This is a genomic window from Streptosporangium sp. NBC_01755 (assembly GCF_035917995.1).
In the GTDB taxonomy this organism is placed as follows: Bacteria; Actinomycetota; Actinomycetes; order Streptosporangiales; family Streptosporangiaceae; genus Streptosporangium.
This window is the reverse complement of sequence record NZ_CP109131.1, coordinates 6,758,074-6,775,973: the sequence shown is the minus strand read 5'-3', so window position 1 is coordinate 6,775,973 and position 17,900 is coordinate 6,758,074. Positions and strand designations below refer to the sequence as shown.

Here is a 17,900-nt window from a genome sequence, read left to right as displayed (position 1 = left end):
CGCAAAAATCATGCTTTTCGGCTCGCGATAGCGGGCACGAGGCAATCGTCGGCATTTCGGCACTGTTACACATACCTACTGGTCAGTATCGTGGCGTTCTCCGGTCCTTCCCCCCTTCGGGAGTGCGAACGTATGACTGTCACCCATGACCAGGTCCAGGCCCGGCTCACCGGCCCCGGACAGCTTTTCGAGATGGACGATGTCTCCGGCCACGGCGGGACCGTCAAAACCTGGAAGCACGCCCCCGCGACACTTCCTCGCAACCCCGGTGGCAAGATCCTCAAAACCCACCTGCGCAGGGAGGTCCTGGGCTCCTGACGCCCGCCGCGCCCGCCCCGGCGGTGACCTGCCGGAAAATGAGTTGCCTTCCGTGCAGGTCACCACCGAAACTACCTGTTCGTGCCAGAGAACGCCGATCGGTCCGCCAGAACCCTGCTCCGCCACCTGGCGATGGATCTCAGCCCACTCCGCGACTCCCGCGACTTCCGACTGCTCTTCGGCTCCGGCGTCGTCACAATGTTCGGCACCTTCCTGACACTGGTCGCGGTCCCGCTGCAAATGAAGGAGCTCACCGGCTCCTACCTGGCGGTCGGCCTGGTCAGCGTGGCCGAGTTCGTCCCGATGGTGGTGTGCGGGCTCTGGGGCGGTGCGATCGCCGACGCACTCGACCGGCGCAAGATCATCCTTTACACCGAGGTGGGACTCTGCCTCACGGCCCTGATCCTGACCGTCAACGCACTGCTGCCGAAGCCACAGGTCTGGGTGCTGTACGTGGTCGGCGCGCTCTCGGCCGGGCTGGGCAGCCTGCAGCGGCCCAGCCTGGAGGCGCTGATGCCACGCGTGGTCAGGCACGACCAGCTGGCCGCGGCCGCCGCGCTCAGCGGCTTCAGGTGGAACCTGGGCGCCATCGTCGCCCCGAGCCTCAGCGGCCTGATCGCGGCCTGGTTCGGCGTCGCCGTCACGTACGGCGTCAACGTGGCGACCTTCCTGGTCTCCCTGGTCCTGCTGCGGATGGTGCGGACCCGGCCGCAGCCGGAGAACGCTCCCGCGGCCTCGATCAGGTCACTGGTCGACGGGGTCCGCTACGCCGTGGGCCGCCCCGACCTGATGGGCACCTACCTGGTCGACGTCGCCGCGATGGTCTTCGCCTTCTCCACCGCGCTGTACCCGTTCCTCGCCGACGAATTCGGCGTACCCGAGGCCCTGGGGCTCTTCTTCTCCGCCTCGGCCGTCGGCTCGCTGATCGCCTCGGTCACCTCCGGCTGGACCAGGCACGTGCACCGCCACGGCCTCGGCGTGATCGTCGCGGCGGCCGTGTGGGGCGTGGCGGTGGCACTGGCGGCGCTCATGCCCAGCGTCTGGGGCATCTTCGCCTTCCTGGCCGTGGCCGGGGCCGCCGACATGATCAGCGGCATCTTCCGCGAGACCATCTGGAACCAGACCATCCCCGACGAGCTCCGCGGCCGCCTGGCGGGCATCGAACTGCTCTCCTACACCAGCGGCCCGATGCTCGGCAACGCCAGAGCCGGCCTGATGGCCCAGCTCGGCGGGACCCGCTTCTCCCTGGGCGCGGGCGGTCTGCTCTGCGTCGGCGCGGTGGCCGCGATGACCGCGCTGCTACCGAGGTTCCGCGACTACGACGCCCGCACCGACGAGCACGCGCTCAGAGAACGCGCCCACCGCGAGAAAGTCACTCCCGTCCAGGAATAAGGCACCCGCAACCACCCTCACAGAATGGAATCCTGTTGCTACTGTGAGGTCATGACGGTCGACGTACGGAGCCCCGAGATGACGGAGTCCTCGCTGCCCGACTGGGTGTTCCCCCCGCCGGAGGGGTTCACCGCCGAGGATCTCGATCGCATTCCGCAATTACCTACACACACAGAGTTAATAGATGGAAGCCTGGTCTTCGTGAGTCCTCAGGCTTCTTTTCACATGCGAGCGGTGGATCTACTGGTCGGCGCCCTCCGTCACGCCGCGCCCGCCGATCTCCGTGCGCGCCGGGAGATGAGCGTCGTGCTGGGCAGGCAGCAACGGCCCGAACCAGACGTGAGCGTCATCCACGCCTCCGCCGAGCACAGCCCGGAACAGACCTTCTACCGGGCGGAGGACGTCGTGCTGGCCGTGGAGGTCATCTCGCCGGACTCCGAGCGGCGCGACCGCGACCGCAAACCGACGCTGTACGCCGAGGCGGGCATCGCACACTTCTGGCTGGTCGAGAACCAGTCGGGAAGGCCCGCGATCTACGTCTACGAGCTCGACCCGCTCGCCCGGTCCTACGTTCTCACCGGCATCCACCACGACCGGCTCAAGATCTCGGCCCCCTTCGACATCGACATCGATCTGACGGAGATCGACCGGCTCTAAGCCCTTTCTCGCGGATCCTGCCATGGCGGGGATCGGTCAGGTGGTGCCCCGCAGGACGAAGGTCCGTCCGGAGCCGAGGTCACGGACCACGAAAGCAGTCAACGACCCCCTCCTGAAGGAGGGGGCTTGAGGCGCGGTAACGCGCTGTGAAAAAAAGGGGGGCTCGGGGCATGCCCCGAGCCCCCTTCGTGGAGCGGTCAGACGCCGCGCAACTGCGCCCCGGTGCGCTCGGCGGCCAGGGCCACGGCCGCGTCACGGGCCGCGGTGGTCTCCTCCACCGTTAGCGTCCTGTCGGCAGCCCGGAAACGCAGGGAGTAGGCGAGGGACTTCCTGCCCTCACCGACCTGGGCGCCGGTGTAGACGTCGAACAGCCGGATCGACTCCAGCAGCGCGCCCGCGCCCTCACGCAGCGCCGCCTCCACCGGGGCCACCGGGGTCACCGCGTCGACGATGAGCGCGACGTCCTGGCTCGCGACGGGGTAGCCGGAGATCACCGGTGCCTGCGGCCGGCCGACCGGCAGCCCCTCCAGCCTGGTCAGCTCCAGCTCCATCGCGCAGGTGCGCGGGGGCAGGCCGTACGCCTCGACCACACGGGGGTGCAGCTCGCCGGCGTGACCGACGAGCACGTCACCGGCGTACAGCGCGGCGCAGCGGCCCGGGTGCCAGGGCTCGTGCCGGTCCGCGCGGACATCGAGGGTGACGCCGGCCTCGGCGGCCACCACCCGGGCCGCCTCGACGGCATCCGCCCAGTCGGCTCCCCTGCCCCTGCCCCACCAGCCGGACGGCTCGAACTCCCCGGCCAGCACGACCCCGACCCGCAGCGGCTGGGCCGGCAGCGCGGCCTCGATCGAGGCGAGCTCCTCCGGGCTCGGCCTGCGGCCGACGCCCAGCACGGGGGCGACGGCGGGCGCGTCCGGCGAAGGCCGGTAGACCAGGCCCGTCTCGAACAGCGCCACGTCGCCGAAACCCCGGCCCACGTTGCGGACCAGCGTCCTGAGCAGGCCGGGCAGCAGGGTGGTCCGCATCAGCGGCTCGTCCTCGCTGAGCGGATTGGCCAGCCGTACGGCCAGGCGGCGCGCGTCGTCGGCGTGCAGCTGCAGGTTGTCGAAGTCGCGCTCCCCGTTGAACGGGTAGGAGAGGATCTCGACGTAGCCGGCGGCGGCCAGTGAGCGGCCGACCCGGCGGCGCAGGCGCTGGCTCTCGGTGAGACCGGCACCCGCGGGGGCGGCGGGGAGGATCGAGGGCAGGTTCTCGTAGCCCTCCAGCCGGATGACCTCCTCGGCGAGGTCGTTCGGATCGGTCAGGTCAGGCCGCCACGAGGGTGGAGTGACCATCAGCATGTCGTCACCGGTGACCGCGAGCTTCGCGGTGATCTCGTCGGCGGCGGTGCCGCCGGTCTCGGTGACGAAGCTCTCGACCGCGCAGCCGACCTGCTCCAGGCGGCGGATCACCGTCTCCCGGTCGTAGGCGGTGCCCGCGACGCGGCCGGGGTAACCGCTCGGGATGGCGACCCGGACCGGCTCGCCCCCCACCTCGGCGTGGGTGACGCCCGGCTGGATCGTGCCGCCGCCGAGCTCGGCCAGCAGCTGGGCCGCACGCCAGGAGGCCTGCAGCGGAAGCTCCCGGTCGACGCCCCGCTCGAAGCGCTTGGACGCCTCGCTGACCAGGTTGTGCCGGCGCGACATGCGCGCGATGCCGCTGGCGGAGAAGTGGGCGGCCTCGATCACGATGTCGGTGGAGGCATCGGAGATCTCGGTGTGCAGGCCGCCCATGGTGCCGGCCATCGAGATCACGCCCGACCCGTCGGTGATCAGGATGTCGTCCGGGTGGAGCTTGCGGACCACGTGGTCGAGGGTCTCCAGCGTCTCTCCGGGCTCGGCCCTGCGCACCACGATCTCGCCGGTCAGCCTGGCGGCGTCGAAGGCGTGCAGCGGCTGGCCGAGCTCCAGCATGACGTAGTTGGTGACGTCGACGGCCAGCGAGACCGGGCGCATACCGGCCCGGGTGAGCCGAGCGCGCAGCCACAGCGGGCTGCTCGCCGACGGGTCGAACCCGCGGATCTCGCGGAGCACGAAGCGGTCACAGGCCGACGCGTCGGCGATCGAGGCCGGGTAGGCGGGACCGGACGCGGTGGGCGGGGAGACGTCCGCCGGGTCGATGAACGCCGAGTCGAAGGCGGTGGCGGCCTCGCGGGCCACGCCCCGGATGGAGAGCGCGTAGCCGATGTCCGGGGTGATCTCAAGCTCGATCACGTCGTCGCGCAGGCCGAGCAGCTCGACCACGTCGGCGCCGATCGGGGTGTCACCGGGCAGCACGAGGATGCCGGGTGAGGAGTCGGCCACGCCGAGCTCCGCCTCCGAGCAGATCATGCCGTCCGACAGGCGTCCGTAGGTCTTGCGGGAGGCGATCTCGAACCCGCCGGGCAGCACGGCGCCGGGCAGCGCGACCGGGACGCGGTCGCCGGCCTCGAAGTTGGTCGCGCCGCAGACGATCTCGCGAGGCGCGGCCTCCCCCACCTCGACCTGGCAGTGGCGGATGGGCTTCTTGAAACCCTCCAGGGTCTCGATGGAGAGCACCTCGCCCACGACGACGTTCTTGATGTCGTGGCCGTAGGAGATGACGGACTCGAGCTTGAGCCCGGCCGCGGTGAGCTTCTCGGCGATCTCGTGCGCCGTGACGGCGGGGAGATCGACGTACTCCCGCAGCCATGAAAGCGGGACCTTCATCAGACCTCCATTCCGAAGGGGAGCGTGAAGCGGACGTCTCCCTCGACCATGTCGCGCATGTCCTCGGCGTTGTGGCGGAACATCAGGGTGCGTTCGACGCCCATGCCGAAGGCGAAGCCGCTGTATCGGGCCGGATCGACGCCGCAGGCGATGAGCACCCGCGGGTTGACCATGCCGCAGCCGCCCCACTCGATCCAGCCCTCCGACTTACAGGTGCGGCAGGGCGGGTTTCCCGGCACCGCGGAGGCACCGCGGCAGACGAAGCACTTCAGGTCCATCTCGGCGGAGGGCTCGGTGAACGGGAAGTAGTTGGGCCGGAACCGGGTGGTGATGCCCTCACCGAACATGACCTCGGCGAACCGGTCGAGGGTGCCCTTGAGGTGGGCCATGGTCAGGCCCTCGTCGATCGCCAGCCCCTCGACCTGGTGGAAGACGGGGGTGTGGGTGGCGTCGAGCTCGTCGGTGCGGAACACCTTGCCCGGCGAGATCACGTAGACCGGGAGCTCCCTGCTGAGCAGCGCCCGGATCTGGACGGGAGAGGTCTGGGTGCGCAGCACCTTGCCCGAGTCGACGGACTCGACGAAGAAGGTGTCGTGCTCCGAGCGCGCCGGGTGGTCGGTGGAGATGTTCAACGCGTCGAAGTTGAACCACTCCCCCTCCAGCTCGGGACCCTCCGCCACCTCGTAGCCCATCGCGACGAAGGCGTCGGCTATGCGCTCCTGAAGGGTGGTCAGCGGATGCCTGGCGCCCCGGGAGGCGCGGCCCGAGGGCAGCGTGACGTCGACGGTCTCCTCGACGAGGACCCGCTCGTCGCGCTCGGCCTCCAGCTGTGCCTGCCGTTCGGCGAGGGCGTCGGCGACGGCTTTGCGGGCACCGCCGATGCGCTTGCCCGCCTCGGCGCGGGCCGCCGGGGGCAGGGCGCCGATCTCGCGGTTGGCCAAGGCGATCGGTGAGCGGTCACCGGTGTGCGCGAGGCGCACCTGCTTGAGTTCTTCGAGGTCGCGCGCCGCCTTGACGGCGTCGAGCGCGTCGGCCTGCATGCGCGCCATCTCGTCGGCGTGCAGCGGGGTCACCTCGACCGGGTCGTAGTTTGACAAGAGAGAGCTCCGAATCCAGGGCTTGAGCGGCCATGAGTCTAGTCGGGTAAGCCCACCGGGCTGGCATTCGCGCTCAGGCGAAGTCAGGAGCGCCGGTGGGCACCATAAATCGAAACTCGGCGCCGCCCTCGGGTCCACGCTGCACGGTGATGGTTCCGCCGTGAGCCTCGATCAGCCCCTTGACGATGAACAGGCCGAGTCCGGTGCCGCCGCGGCGGCGGGCGTTGCCCCGCCAGAACTGCCGGAAGACGCGCGTGACCAGCTCGGGCGGGATGCCCTCCCCCTGGTCACGGACGGACACAGTCACTCCCCACTCACTCGGTTCGACGATTACTGTCACCGTACCGCGCCCGTGGCGCACCGCGTTTTCCATCAGGTTGGCGAGCACCTGATCGATCTTGTCCTGGTCGAGCCAGGTCTCGGGCAGCTCACCGCGCACCTGGAGCAGGAAGCGGTCGTCCGGCTCACCCGCCGCCACCCGCCCCGCGATGATCCTGGAGACCCTGGCCGGGATGTCGACCACCTGGCGATGGATCTCCAGTCGCCCCGACTCGATGCGCGAGACGTCGAGCAACTCGGTGATCAGCCTGGTCACCCGGTCGGCGTCGGCGTTGACCGTCTCCAGCATGACGAGCTTCTGGTCGTCGGTGAAACGGGGCCACTTGGCCAGCAGGGTCGCGGTGAAACCCTTGACGCTGGTCAGCGGGGAACGGAGCTCGTGGGCGACCGTGGAGACCAGGTCGGCGCGGCTGCGCTCCAGCCGGGCACGGGCCCCGGTGTCACGCAGCGTGATGATCACCCGGACGACCTCACCGCCCCGCCGTGGCTCTCGCACCAGCCGGGCGGCCAGCAGCATCTCCTGGCCACCGAGGGTGCGCAGCGGCAGCTCGGGCTGGCGGGCGCGGGTGGGCAACCCGCCGCAGGCGTCCAGCCACTTCCACCAGTCGCGCCCGTCATGGTCGTGGAAGGAGAACACGTCGCGCAGGTGCCGCCCCGCGGCCTGCTCGCGGGTGACCCCGGTCAGCCGGGCCGCGGCCCGATTGACGGTCAGCACGTGGCCGTCTCCGTCGGTCACCACGAGGCCGTCGGGAAGCTCGTCGACGTCGATCACAGAAGCGGGATCGGTGCTCCGCTCGCCGGTGTGTTCGCCGTGCACGACCCCGCCTCCTCGACGCTACATCGCCGACAATAGCGGGTTTCCCGCGTCGTACGGCAGCCTCGGGGCGGGGGGCGTCACCTGGCGCCGGGACCGATGCGCTGAGACCGGGCAGATGCGTACAGACAGACCGCGGCGGCGGTCGCGAGGTTCAGACTCTCGGCCCGCCCGTAGATCGGAACCCGGACGACGTCGTCGGCCAGAGTCAGGATCTCCTCCGGAAGCCCCCATGCCTCGTTGCCGAAGATCCAGGCCGTCGGGCCGGACAGATCCACGTCGTCCAGGGTCTGCTTGCCCGCGCCATCGGCGGCGAGCACCCGCAGACCGGAACCCTTCAGATGTTCCACGACCCGAGTCACATGGACACCCGTGGTGACCGGGAGATGGAACAGGCTGCCCGCGCTGGCCCGCACGCACTTGCCGTTGTAGGGATCGACCGAGGCATCGGTGAAGACCACCGAGTCTGCACCGGCGGCGTCGGCGGTACGCAGCACCGTGCCCGCGTTGCCCGGGTCACGGACGTGGGCGAGCACGGCCACCAGCCTGGTGCCGGAGGTGACGGAGGCGTCCAGGGGCACGTGCACGAAGCGGCACACGGCCAGCAGCCCCTGGGGGGTGACGGTCTGGGCCAGCTCGGCCATGACCTCGCCGCTGGCCCGGAAGAGGGGCACCCCCACGGCGACGGCGGCGGCGACGATGTCGGCGTGGCGCGACTCGGCCTCGGCCGTGGCGAACAGCTCCACCACGACGCCGTCCAGCGCCAGCGCCTCACGGACCGCCTGTGGCCCCTCCGCCAGGAAGGAACGGTCGCGGTCTCTGAAGGCCCGCTTGGTCAGCCGCCGCGCGGCCTTGACCCGCGGTGACTTGATGTTGGTCAGCTCAGACCCGGCCATGCCCGTCCCCCAAGAATGCGAATGCGGCCCGCAGCGTCATCGCTGCGGGCCGCATGTTCGTCAGTGTCTCGCTCAGCCGGCGACCGGCGCGTTCACGTCGGCCGGGAGCGCCTTCTTGGCGGCCTCGACCAGCGTCGCGAACGTGGCGGCGTCGTTGACCGCGAGGTCAGCGAGGATCTTGCGGTCGACCTCGATGGAGGCGAGCCGCAGGCCCTGAATGAGCCTGTTGTAGGTGATGCCGTTCTGGCGGGCAGCGGCGTTGATGCGCTGGATCCAGAGACGGCGGAAGGTGCCCTTGCGGTCCTTGCGGTCGCGGTAGGCGTACGTCATCGAGTGGAGCATCTGCTCCTTGGCCTTGCGGTACAGCCTGGAACGCTGACCCCGATAGCCCTTCGCCCGTTCGAGAACGACCTTGCGCTTCTTCTTGGCGTTGATCGCCCGCTTCACGCGTGCCATGTGTATCTATCTCCCCGGGGGCGGTTACTTAGCGAGCAGCTTCTTGATCTTCTTGGAGTCGGCGTCGGAGAGCACGACCTCGGGCTTGAGACGACGCGTCAAGGTGGACGGCTTGTGCTCGTTGTAGTGCGCACGGTTGGCGCGGCGGCGCACAAGCTTGCCGGAACCCGTGAGCCTGAACCGCTTCTTCGCACCGCTGTGCGTCTTCATCTTCGGCATCTCAGCCGTCTCTCCCTCGATCGTGCCGATGTCCCGGGCCGGTAACCCAAGTCAAGGGCATGCCTGACTACGAGACCGGACCCGGCCTCGACGTGATATCGCGACTACCTGACGATCCAGGCTATGCGAGTTACTCCTGCGGGGCTGCCACTGCTCCGTTGACGGACACCTCGTCATTGACGCGCGTCTCGTCGGCTGCCGGTGACCTGTCACCCGAGGGGTTCTCGTCATGCCGCGCCTTGGCCGCCGCCTTCTCGGCCTTGGCCTCGGCCTTCTTCTTGTGCGGGCCGATCACCATGATCATGTTTCGACCGTCCTGCTTGGGCTGGGACTCGACGAAGCCGAGCTCCGTCACGTCCTCGGCCAGCCGCTGCAGGAGCCGGAAACCCAGCTCGGGCCGGGACTGCTCCCGACCACGGAACATGATGGTGACCTTGACCTTGTCGCCGGCCTTGAGGAACCGCACCACGTGACCCTTCTTGGTCTCGTAGTCGTGCGGGTCGATCTTCGGCCGGAGTTTGATCTCCTTGATGATGGTGTACGCCTGGTTACGGCGCGCCTCGCGTGCCTTCATCGCGGACTCGTACTTGAACTTGCCGTAGTCCATGAGCTTGCACACTGGCGGGCGAGCCGTTGCCGCGACCTCGACCAGGTCGAGGTCGGCTTCTTGAGCCAGCTTCAAGGCATCGCCGATGGAGACGATGCCCACCTGTTCGCCGTTCGGGCCAACGAGGCGGACCTCGGGCACGCGAATGCGGTCATTGATGCGGGGCTCGGCGCTGATGGGGCCTCCTAGGTTGCGATCCGCGGCCCTCCCTACGAAAGGCCGCAACATGCTCGATCGTGCCGGGAGGTCGCAGAACACACATTCTGTGAAGGCGCGCCTAACGCAAAATGCCCCGCACGTCACGCATGCGGGGCCACATGAACTCGAAGGCTTATGCCGTTAAGCTCGCCGGAAACCTACCCGGTGTGATCCTGACCTGTCAGCCTTGCGGCCGACGAGGTGGGAGGATGACCTCCGCTTGCGCGTCCAGCAGGAACGCCGGACCGATCGATTAGTCACTCTACCACAGCAGCACGCTCACCCAGAATCATCCCGGCCCCGGAGACGATCACTCCGTCGAGGCGGCACGCCTGACGATCTCGGCCTTCCCCGCCTCACGCATCGCCTCCACCGGCACGTCCGCACGGCCGGTCATCATCTCGACCTGCCGGACCGCCTGGTGCAGGAGCATCGGGAGGCCACCGACGACGATCCCGCCCCGCGCGGCCACGGCCGCCGCCGGCCGGGTGGGCCAGGGCGCGTAGACCACGTCGAAGAGCGCCGGCACGTCCGCCAGCGACTCGGTGAAGCCGTCGGCCGCACCGGAGGGCAGGGTCGAGACGACCAGGTCGACCTCCAGCGCGATGTCGAGCTTGTCGAAGGTCTGCACCGCCAGGCTCATGTCCAGCCGCTCGGCGGCCTCGACGGTCTCCGCCGCCCTGGACGGGTCACGGACCACGAGGGTGGCCTCGCCCAGGCCCAGCTCGCGCAGGGCGGCCAGCGCGGAGGACGCCGTCGCGCCCCCGCCGAGGACGGTCGCGGAGGCGGGCGTGGTCACGCCCGCCTCCGCGAGCGCCTGGACGATGCCGTACACGTCGGTGTTGTCGCCGTGCCGGGCGCCGTCGCGCAGGATCACCGTGTTGGCCCCGCCCACCTGGAGTGCGAGGTCCGAGACGGTGTCGAGCAGCGGCAGCACGGCCCGCTTGAGCGGCATGGTGAGCGAGAGCCCCACCCAGTCGGCGTCCAGCCCGTCGACGAGGCCGGGGAGCCCTGCCTCGTCGCACTCGATCGCCTCGTACCGCCAGTCGTGCAGGCCCATACCCTCGTAGGCGGCACGGTGCAGGTACGGGGAGAGCGAATGGACGATCGGTGACCCCAGGACCGCCGCCCTCAGCATCCGTTCCCCTTGTTTCTCTCGTACTCGGCCTTGAGCTCGAAGAAGTCCGTCTCCGTCGAGGCGAACTTGGTGATCTGCTTCGCCGGGCAGGTGGTCACGAACCAGACCCAGTCGCCCTTGGTGGGGTTGAGCGCCGCCTGGATGGCGTCGTCTCCCGGGTTGGCGATCGGCCCGGGAGGCAGGCCCTCGAACCTGTAGGTGTTGTAGGGCGAGGTGCTCTCAAGATCCTTGTTGGAGGACTCGATGCCGTACTTGTTCAGCCCGTACATCACCGTGCTGTCCATCTCCAGCTTGCGGCGGGGATTGCCGTCGAGCCGGTTGTAGATGACCCGGGCCACCTTGCCCATGTCATCTTTTGTACCGGACTCGGCCTGGACGATGCTGGCAATCGTCATGATCTCGTGCGGAGTGTGCCCGAGTTCCTTGGCCTTACCCTGCAGGTCGTCCTTCTCCGCCGTCTGGGTGAAGCGGTCGACCATCGCGACCAGGATCTCGGAGGGCGTCATCTTGGGCCTGATCTCGTAGGTGGCCGGGAAGGCGTAACCCTCCAGCTTGCCCCTGGCATAGGACGGCAGGCCGAGCTTCCGGCCGTTCCTGGCCGCCTGCTGGAACTCCCTGAGCGGCTTGCCGGTCTTCTCGGCGAGTTGCTTGAGGGTGTCGCTCAGGCGCAGCCCCTCCTTGAGGGTGACCCTCTCCAGCAGCCGCTTTCCCGGATCGAGAAGCTTGACGGCCTCCGCGGCCGCCATCTGCTTGCGCATGGTGTATTCGCCGGGCTGCAGGGAGGAGCTCTTGCCCGCCTGGGCGACGGCGTTGACGAAGGCATTGACGCTCTTCACCACGCCCTGCTCCTGCAGGGTCTGGGCCACGTCGGAGGCGTTCTGGCCGTCCTTGATCTCCACGACGACCTCGCCGGACCCCAGGCCGGTGTAGTCGTCCGGGGTCATCACGTCGCGGACCCAGGTGTAGCCGTAGAAGCCGGCGGCGCCGACACCGCCGATCAGGACGATGATCGCGAGCATGGGGGCGAGGAAACCGCCCCGGTTGCGGCGGCGCTTCCTGCGCCGGCCACGCCGGCCGCCGGAGTCGCGCCCCGAGGACGCGCGAGATCCTCGGCCCGGCCGACCTTCGTCGTCGGAGCCGACCAGAAAGTCCATATCGAGATCGTTCATAGAGGCCCCGGCCAATCTCCCGCTAGGGACGGCCTGGCGTCAAGCGGGTGTGCCAAACCGAAGGAAAGCACCCGGCCAGACGTCCCGGTGCTCCGGGAGTCGTCGTCTGGTCCGCGGGTATGGGTCGCCGCATGCGGCGGAACGGGGGGTGTTCCGCCGGACATCAACGCTTCCCGAGGTATCTGTTCAGCTCTTCCCGGTATTTCACAAACCCACTCTCTTTGTCAGTGAATTTCGTGATTCTATGCTCCGGATCGATGGTTACAAACCAGAACCAACCACCTTGATCTGGCCGAAGCGCCGCGATCAACGCCTGCTCCCCGGGGTTCGCGATGGGTCCGAGAGGCAGGCCAGGTCTGCGAACGGCGAGCGCCGACACCCCGGCCGCAGGCGGCTCACCGAACGGTCCCGCCGCCCGGCCGCTCGGTGGGCCTCTCACCGGGCCTTTCGCCTGGTGGCTCAACGGGGCTGCCGGGAGGTCTGCCGGTGGCGCGTTCGGCGTCCAGCGCCGCCTGGAGCAGCACGATGGCGGCAGCCTGGTCCACCACTCCGCGCTGGTTCTTCGCTTTCACCCCGCTGGCCCGCAGTCCCTGCTGGGCGGTGACGGTGGTCAACCGCTCGTCGAACAGCCGCACCGGAACGGGCGCCAGCCGCAGTGAGATCCGGTTCGCGAAGTCCCGGGCGACGACCGCCGCCTGCCCCTCACGCCCGGAGAGCGAGGTCGGCAGGCCGACCACCACCTCGACGACCTCGTACTCGGCCGCGATCTCCGCGAGCCGGTCGAGGTCGCCCTTGCCGCGCCGGACGGTCTCCACCGGCGTGGCCAGCACCCCCGAGGGGTCGCTTCTGGCCACGCCGATACGGACCGAGCCGACATCGACGCCCAGCCGAATGCCGTTTCTCATCATCCCTGTCTCCACCCTCATACCGGACCCGGCGCGAGAGTGTCGTCCCTCATCAGGTGAGCGTCTGCGTGATCGCCTGCTCGACGGCCGCGAGCGCCTCGTCGATCGCCTCGGGACGCACACCGCCTCCCTGAGCGACATCGTCCTTGCCGCCACCACCACCTCCGAGTGCCTTCGCGGCGACGCCGACCAGGCGGCCCGCCTTCAGGCCACGGTCGCGTCCCACCTCGTTGACAGCGGCCACGACGACCGGCCGGTCATTGGGGACACCGGCGACGACGACGACCGCGGCGCGCTCGCTCGGGAACCGGCCGCGCACCTCGAGTGCGAGTTTACGCAGATCATCAGGGGAGGTGCCATCAGGCGCACGGTGCGTCACAACGGAGACTCCATGCAGATCACGGGCATTCCCCGCCATCTCGCCCGCACCGGCGAGCGCCTGGGCCGAGCGCAGCCCGGCCAGCTCCTTCTCCGCGGAGCGCAGCCGGGTGACGATGCCCTCGATGCGCTCGGGCAACTCCTCCCTGCGGGCCTTGAGCTGCTCCGACAGCTGGGCGACGAGCACGCTCTCCCTGGCCAGGAAGCGGAACGCGTCGAGGCCGACCAGGGCCTCCACGCGGCGCACGCCCGCACCGATCGAGGCCTCGCCCAGCACCTTGACAAGACCCAGCTGCCCGGAACTGGCGACGTGGGTGCCACCGCAGAGCTCGCGGGAGTACTCACCGACCTCGACGATGCGGACGGTGTCGCCGTACTTCTCGCCGAACAGGGCCAGAGCGCCCATCGCGCGGGCTTCGGCCTGGGAGGTGTGGAAGGCGTTGACCCGCAGGTCGTTGATCAGGACGGCGTTGACCTCGTCCTCGACATCGCGCAACACGGTGGGCGACACGGCGCCCGCGGCGGTGAAGTCGAAGCGGAAGCGGCCCGGCGAGTTCTCGGAACCGGCCTGCGCCGCGGTCTCGCCCAGCGCGTTGCGGAAGCCCCGGTGCACCAGGTGGGTGGCGGTGTGGCTGCGGGAGATGGCCCGGCGCCGCTCGACGTCGATCTCGGCCTGGGCCGTCTCGCCCACCCGGATCTCCCCGGTGCGGACCTTGCCCCGGTGCATGACGACGCCGGCGACCGGGGACTGCACGTCCACGATCTCCACCTCGGCCCCGCCGGTGCGGATGAGGCCCTGGTCGGAGAGCTGGCCGCCGCCCTCGGCGTAGAACGGGGTTCGACCCAGCACGACCTCGACCGTCGCGCCGGCACCCGCCGCGGCGACGGAGGCACCGTCGACGAGGAGACCGACGACCTCGGCCTCGGCCGTCACGTGGTCGTAGCCGAGGAACTCGACCTTGCCGGTCTTCTCCAGGATCCGCCCGAAGATCGAGATGTCGGCGTTGCCGGTCTTCTTGGAGGCGGCGTCGGCCTTGGCCCTGTCGCGCTGCTCCTTCATCAGACGGCGGAAGCCCTCCTCGTCGACCTGCAGCCCCTGCTCGGAGGCCATCTCCAGGGTCAGGTCGATCGGGAAGCCGTAGGTGTCGTGGAGCTGGAAGGCCTGGTCGGCCGCGAGCGTGCCCCGCCCCTTGCGCTTGGTCTCCTCGGCCGCCACATCGAAGATCGCGGTGCCGGTGCGGAGGGTGCCGAGGAAGGACCCCTCCTCCGCGTCGATGACCCCGTGGATCTGCGGGGCGTCGGCCTTGAGCTCCGCGTACTGCTCGCCCATGACATCGACGGTCACCGCGGTGAGCTCGTGCATGTAGCGCTCCTCGCCCGCGCCGAGCAGGCGAAGGTTACGGATGGCGCGGCGCAGGATGCGGCGGAGCACGTAGCCCCGGCCCTCGTTGGAGGGCAGCACTCCGTCGGCCACGAGCATCACGCCGGTCCTGACGTGGTCGGCGACGACCCGCAGCGAGACGTCGGCGCGCTCGTCACGGCCGTAACGCGTCTTGGTGAGCTCCGCGGCCCGGTCAAGGATCTTGTACGTGGTGTCGATCTCGTAGATGTTGTCGACGCCCTGCAGGATCGCCGCCATGCGCTCCAGGCCCATACCCGTGTCGACGCTCTTGGCCGGCAGCTCACCGACGATGTCGAAGTCGATCTTGCTGCGGACCGCGCCGAGCTGGTACTGCATGAAGACGTTGTTCCACACCTCCAGGTAGCGGTTCTCGTCGACGACCGGGCCGCCCTCGCGCCCGTACTCGGCACCGCGGTCATAGTAGATCTCGCTGCACGGCCCACCGGGGCCCGGCACGCCCATGTGCCAGTAGTTGTCCGCCAGGTCGCGGCGCTGGATGCGCTCCAGCGGCACTCCGGCCTTCCTGTGCCAGATGTCGGCGGCCTCGTCGTCGTCGAGGTAGACGGTGACCCAGAGGCGGTCCTCGGGGAAGCCGAACCCGCCCTCGGACTCGGGCCTGGTCAGCAACTCCCAGGCGAACGGGATCGCCTGCTCCTTGAAGTAGTCGCCGAAGGAGAAGTTGCCGAGCATCTGGAAGAAGCTGGCGTGCCTGGTCGTCTTGCCGACCTCGTCGATGTCGAGGGTCCTGACGACCTTCTGCGCGCTGGTGGCCCGCTTGTAGGGCGGCTTCTGCTGGCCCAGGAAGTAGGGCTTGAAGGGCACCATGCCCGCGTTCACCAGAAGTAGCGTCGGGTCCTCGGCGATGAGGCTGGCCGAGGGCACGACGGTGTGCCCACGCTCCTCGAAGAAGCGCAGGAAGCGGCGGGCGATCTCTGCCGACTCCATGTCAGCGGCCATCCTTTACGTTGGAGTGATAGGGGTTTTCCACAGTGTCGAGCCCGAACCTGGATCGCAACTCGGTTTCCCGCTCGGCCGCACCCCGCAGGGCGTCCTCGGCGAGATCTCGCGCCTGCTCCAGGACCCCGCCCGCGTTGCGTACGGCCCGGCGGGCCAGGTGGTTCGGGTGCAGTGCCTGAAGCTTACGCATGACCCACAGCGTGCCGAACGCGCCCAGGCCCATGTAGAACAGCCTGCGGATCACCGTCGCCGCCCGTCCAGCGCCTGCGCGGCCGGCCTGGCGCGCCGCCGGGCGCCCACCGCCCGGCGGACGCCGTGGGTGAGGGCCGCGACCTTGATCAGCGGTCCGGTGACCAGGTTCTGGGTGACGTCGCTGACCTTGGCCACATGCCCGCTGACCTGCTTGACGTCCCTGGTGATCGCCTCGATGGCGACCAGCTGGCGGTTGGTCTCGCCGACGGCGGCCGACACGTCCTCCAGCAGCGGCACGACGCGGTCACCCAGCTGGGAGACCATCTTGGTGGTCTCGGTGAGCAGGCGGGCCAGCCTGACCATGACGACGGCCATGAAACAGACCAGGATCGCCCAGGCCATCGCGACGATCAGCCCCGCGACCTCTCCTGCGGTAAGCATGTGCGGACCCGTCCCCTCATAGGTGACCCCGGCCGTGGTCGGGTGGATTGGCAAGACCCTATCGTGCCCGATATCACTCATCCTCACTTACCGCGCGCCGTCGGCGCATGCCTTCGGGCCGGACCGGGTCTTCCCGGGGGTGCCCGCGTCCCGGGAGCCGGGATTCACGGTGCCTGCGTGCCCGGCCCGCCCTCCGCGCCGTATGGGTGAAGCCGCGCGGCGGGAGCGGGACGACGTGCGAGCTCGTACGCGACGACCGTCCGCGAGGGGCTACGGCGGGTCACTCTCCGCGCAGGAAGGTGCGGATCCTGGACCAGCGTTCGGCGAAGCCCGCCTCGGCGCCGTGCCGGGTGGGCCGGTAGTAGCGCCGGTCCCTGAGCTCCTCGGGCGCGTACTCCTGGCGGACCAGGCCGTGCTCGAAGTCGTGGGGGTATTTGTAACCCTTGCCGTGGCCGAGCTTCTTGGCCCCCGCGTAGTGGGCGTCGCGCAGGTGGTCGGGGACGTGGCCGATGTTGCCGCGCCGCACGTCCTCGGAGGCCGCGCCGATGGCGTTGATCACGGCGTTGGACTTGGGGGCCAGCGCGCAGTGGATGACCGCCTGGGCCAGGTTGAGCCGCCCCTCGGGCAGGCCGATGAACTCCACCGCCTGGGCCGCGGCCACCGCGACCTGCAGGCAGGTGGGATCGGCCATGCCGACGTCCTCGGAGGCGAAGATGACGACCCTGCGGGCGATGAACCTGGGGTCCTCGCCCGCCTCGACCATCCGGGCGAGGTAGTGCAGCGCCGCGTCGGCGTCGGAACCCCGCATGCTCTTGATGAAACCGCTGATCACGTCGTAGTGCTGGTCACCCTGGCGGTCGTAGCGTACGGCCGCCTTGTCCACCGCCCGCTCCACCACCTCGACGGTGACCTCGCCGTCGGTGATCAGCGCGGCGGCCTCCAGGTAGGTGAGCGACCTGCGGGCGTCGCCGCCGGCCAGCCGCACCAGGTGCTCGGCGGCCTCGGGCGCCAGCCGCGTCTTCCCGTCCAGGCCACGCGGGTCGGTGACGGCGCGCTCCAGCACCACCCGGATGTCGTCCTCCGACAGCGACTCCAGGGTCAGCAGCAGTGAGCGCGACAGCAGGGGCGAGATGACGGAGAAGAAGGGGTTCTCCGTGGTGGCGCCGATGAAGGTGACCCAGCGGTTCTCCACGGCGGGCAGCAGGGCGTCCTGCTGCGCCTTGTTGAAACGGTGCACCTCGTCGACGAACAGGACGGTCTGGCGGCCGGACATGCCCAGCTCGCGCCGGGCCTGCTCGATGGCCGCGCGGACCTCCTTGACCCCCGCCGACACCGCGGAGACCTCCACGAAGCGGCGTTTGGTGACGCCCGCCACCACGTAGGCGAGAGTGGTCTTGCCGGTGCCCGGCGGGCCCCAGAGGAAGAGCGACATCGGCGCCTCGGCCTCGACGAGGCGGCGCAGCGGCGTGCCGGGGCCCAGCAGGTGCCGCTGGCCGATCACCTCGTCCAGGCTCCTGGGGCGCATCCGCACCGCCAGGGGCTCCTGGCCGCGATGGGCCTCCTCCGCCGCCGAATCGAACAGGCTGTCCACTCCTGAGA

At 69.5% G+C, this 17,900-nt stretch carries 18 protein-coding genes; 3 read left to right on the top strand and 15 right to left on the bottom strand.

Translation table 11 applies throughout. From position 1 onward, the window contains the following. Window positions 1-132 precede the first annotated feature (132 nt). The 3 genes from OG884_RS31320 (at window position 133) to OG884_RS31310 (ending at window position 2,367) form a co-directional block, all read left to right on the top strand. Window positions 133-318, top strand: coding sequence for a hypothetical protein (locus tag OG884_RS31320; protein WP_326638861.1), 186 nt, complete (start codon window positions 133-135; stop codon window positions 316-318). An 81-nt stretch (window positions 319-399) separates the two neighbouring features. After that, complete coding sequence (locus tag OG884_RS31315; protein ID WP_326638859.1) at window positions 400-1,710, top strand: MFS transporter; 1,311 nt, start codon at window positions 400-402, stop codon at window positions 1,708-1,710. A 78-nt stretch (window positions 1,711-1,788) separates the two neighbouring features. Further along, window positions 1,789-2,367, top strand: coding sequence for a Uma2 family endonuclease (locus OG884_RS31310; protein ID WP_326647049.1), 579 nt, complete (start codon window positions 1,789-1,791; stop codon window positions 2,365-2,367). Window positions 2,368-2,564: 197 nt separating this feature from the next. On the opposite strand, the gene pheT is transcribed toward OG884_RS31310, so the two are convergent. The 15 genes from pheT to OG884_RS31235 all read right to left on the bottom strand — a co-directional run bounded on the left by pheT (window position 2,565) and on the right by OG884_RS31235 (window position 17,892). Then, complete coding sequence (pheT, locus tag OG884_RS31305; protein WP_326638857.1) at window positions 2,565-5,093, bottom strand: phenylalanine--tRNA ligase subunit beta; 2,529 nt, start codon at window positions 5,091-5,093, stop codon at window positions 2,565-2,567. Continuing rightward, window positions 5,093-6,142 (bottom strand): phenylalanine--tRNA ligase subunit alpha, encoded by a 1,050-nt coding sequence (gene pheS, locus OG884_RS31300; RefSeq protein ID WP_326647048.1) that lies wholly within the window; start codon window positions 6,140-6,142, stop codon window positions 5,093-5,095. Before pheS ends, pheT begins: the two co-directional genes overlap by 1 nt. A gap of 121 nt (window positions 6,143-6,263) precedes the next feature. Continuing rightward, the gene (locus OG884_RS31295; protein ID WP_326638855.1) at window positions 6,264-7,346 is read right to left on the bottom strand and encodes a sensor histidine kinase; all 1,083 of its coding nucleotides are present in this window, start codon (window positions 7,344-7,346) and stop codon (window positions 6,264-6,266) included. A 77-nt stretch (window positions 7,347-7,423) separates the two neighbouring features. Next, the gene (locus OG884_RS31290) at window positions 7,424-8,239 is read right to left on the bottom strand and encodes a TrmH family RNA methyltransferase (protein ID WP_326638853.1); all 816 of its coding nucleotides are present in this window, start codon (window positions 8,237-8,239) and stop codon (window positions 7,424-7,426) included. A 72-nt stretch (window positions 8,240-8,311) separates the two neighbouring features. Beyond that, window positions 8,312-8,695, bottom strand: a complete 384-nt coding sequence (rplT, locus tag OG884_RS31285; protein WP_012892552.1) for a 50S ribosomal protein L20 — start codon at window positions 8,693-8,695, stop codon at window positions 8,312-8,314. A gap of 24 nt (window positions 8,696-8,719) precedes the next feature. Continuing rightward, the gene (gene rpmI, locus OG884_RS31280) at window positions 8,720-8,914 is read right to left on the bottom strand and encodes a 50S ribosomal protein L35 (protein WP_030920046.1); all 195 of its coding nucleotides are present in this window, start codon (window positions 8,912-8,914) and stop codon (window positions 8,720-8,722) included. A 130-nt stretch (window positions 8,915-9,044) separates the two neighbouring features. Next, window positions 9,045-9,662, bottom strand: coding sequence for a translation initiation factor IF-3 (infC, locus tag OG884_RS31275; protein ID WP_442811567.1), 618 nt, complete (start codon window positions 9,660-9,662; stop codon window positions 9,045-9,047). Window positions 9,663-10,029: 367 nt separating this feature from the next. After that, on the bottom strand, window positions 10,030-10,857 hold the full coding sequence (locus tag OG884_RS31270) for a shikimate dehydrogenase (protein WP_326638843.1): 828 nt from the start codon (window positions 10,855-10,857) through the stop codon (window positions 10,030-10,032). Further along, window positions 10,851-12,026 carry an endolytic transglycosylase MltG gene (gene mltG, locus OG884_RS31265; protein ID WP_326638841.1) on the bottom strand — a complete coding sequence of 392 codons (1,176 nt, stop codon included), beginning with the start codon at window positions 12,024-12,026 and terminating at the stop codon, window positions 10,851-10,853. The genes OG884_RS31270 and mltG overlap by 7 nt, the downstream gene beginning before the upstream one ends. Before the next feature lie 163 nt (window positions 12,027-12,189). Then, a complete protein-coding gene (locus OG884_RS31260) occupies window positions 12,190-12,405 on the bottom strand; it encodes an endolytic transglycosylase MltG (protein WP_326638839.1) in 216 nt (71 codons plus the stop codon). Window positions 12,406-12,421: 16 nt separating this feature from the next. Further along, a complete protein-coding gene (ruvX, locus tag OG884_RS31255) occupies window positions 12,422-12,931 on the bottom strand; it encodes a Holliday junction resolvase RuvX (RefSeq protein WP_326647047.1) in 510 nt (169 codons plus the stop codon). A gap of 52 nt (window positions 12,932-12,983) precedes the next feature. Further along, entirely contained in the window at window positions 12,984-15,656 is a 2,673-nt protein-coding gene (alaS, locus tag OG884_RS31250) for an alanine--tRNA ligase (protein ID WP_326638837.1), read from the bottom strand. A gap of 1 nt (window position 15,657) precedes the next feature. Beyond that, the gene (locus tag OG884_RS31245) at window positions 15,658-15,912 is read right to left on the bottom strand and encodes a hypothetical protein (RefSeq protein WP_326638835.1); all 255 of its coding nucleotides are present in this window, start codon (window positions 15,910-15,912) and stop codon (window positions 15,658-15,660) included. Then, on the bottom strand, window positions 15,909-16,355 hold the full coding sequence (locus OG884_RS31240) for a DUF948 domain-containing protein (protein ID WP_326638833.1): 447 nt from the start codon (window positions 16,353-16,355) through the stop codon (window positions 15,909-15,911). Before OG884_RS31240 ends, OG884_RS31245 begins: the two co-directional genes overlap by 4 nt. Before the next feature lie 226 nt (window positions 16,356-16,581). Continuing rightward, a complete protein-coding gene (locus tag OG884_RS31235; protein WP_326638832.1) occupies window positions 16,582-17,892 on the bottom strand; it encodes a replication-associated recombination protein A in 1,311 nt (436 codons plus the stop codon). Window positions 17,893-17,900: the final 8 nt, after the last annotated feature.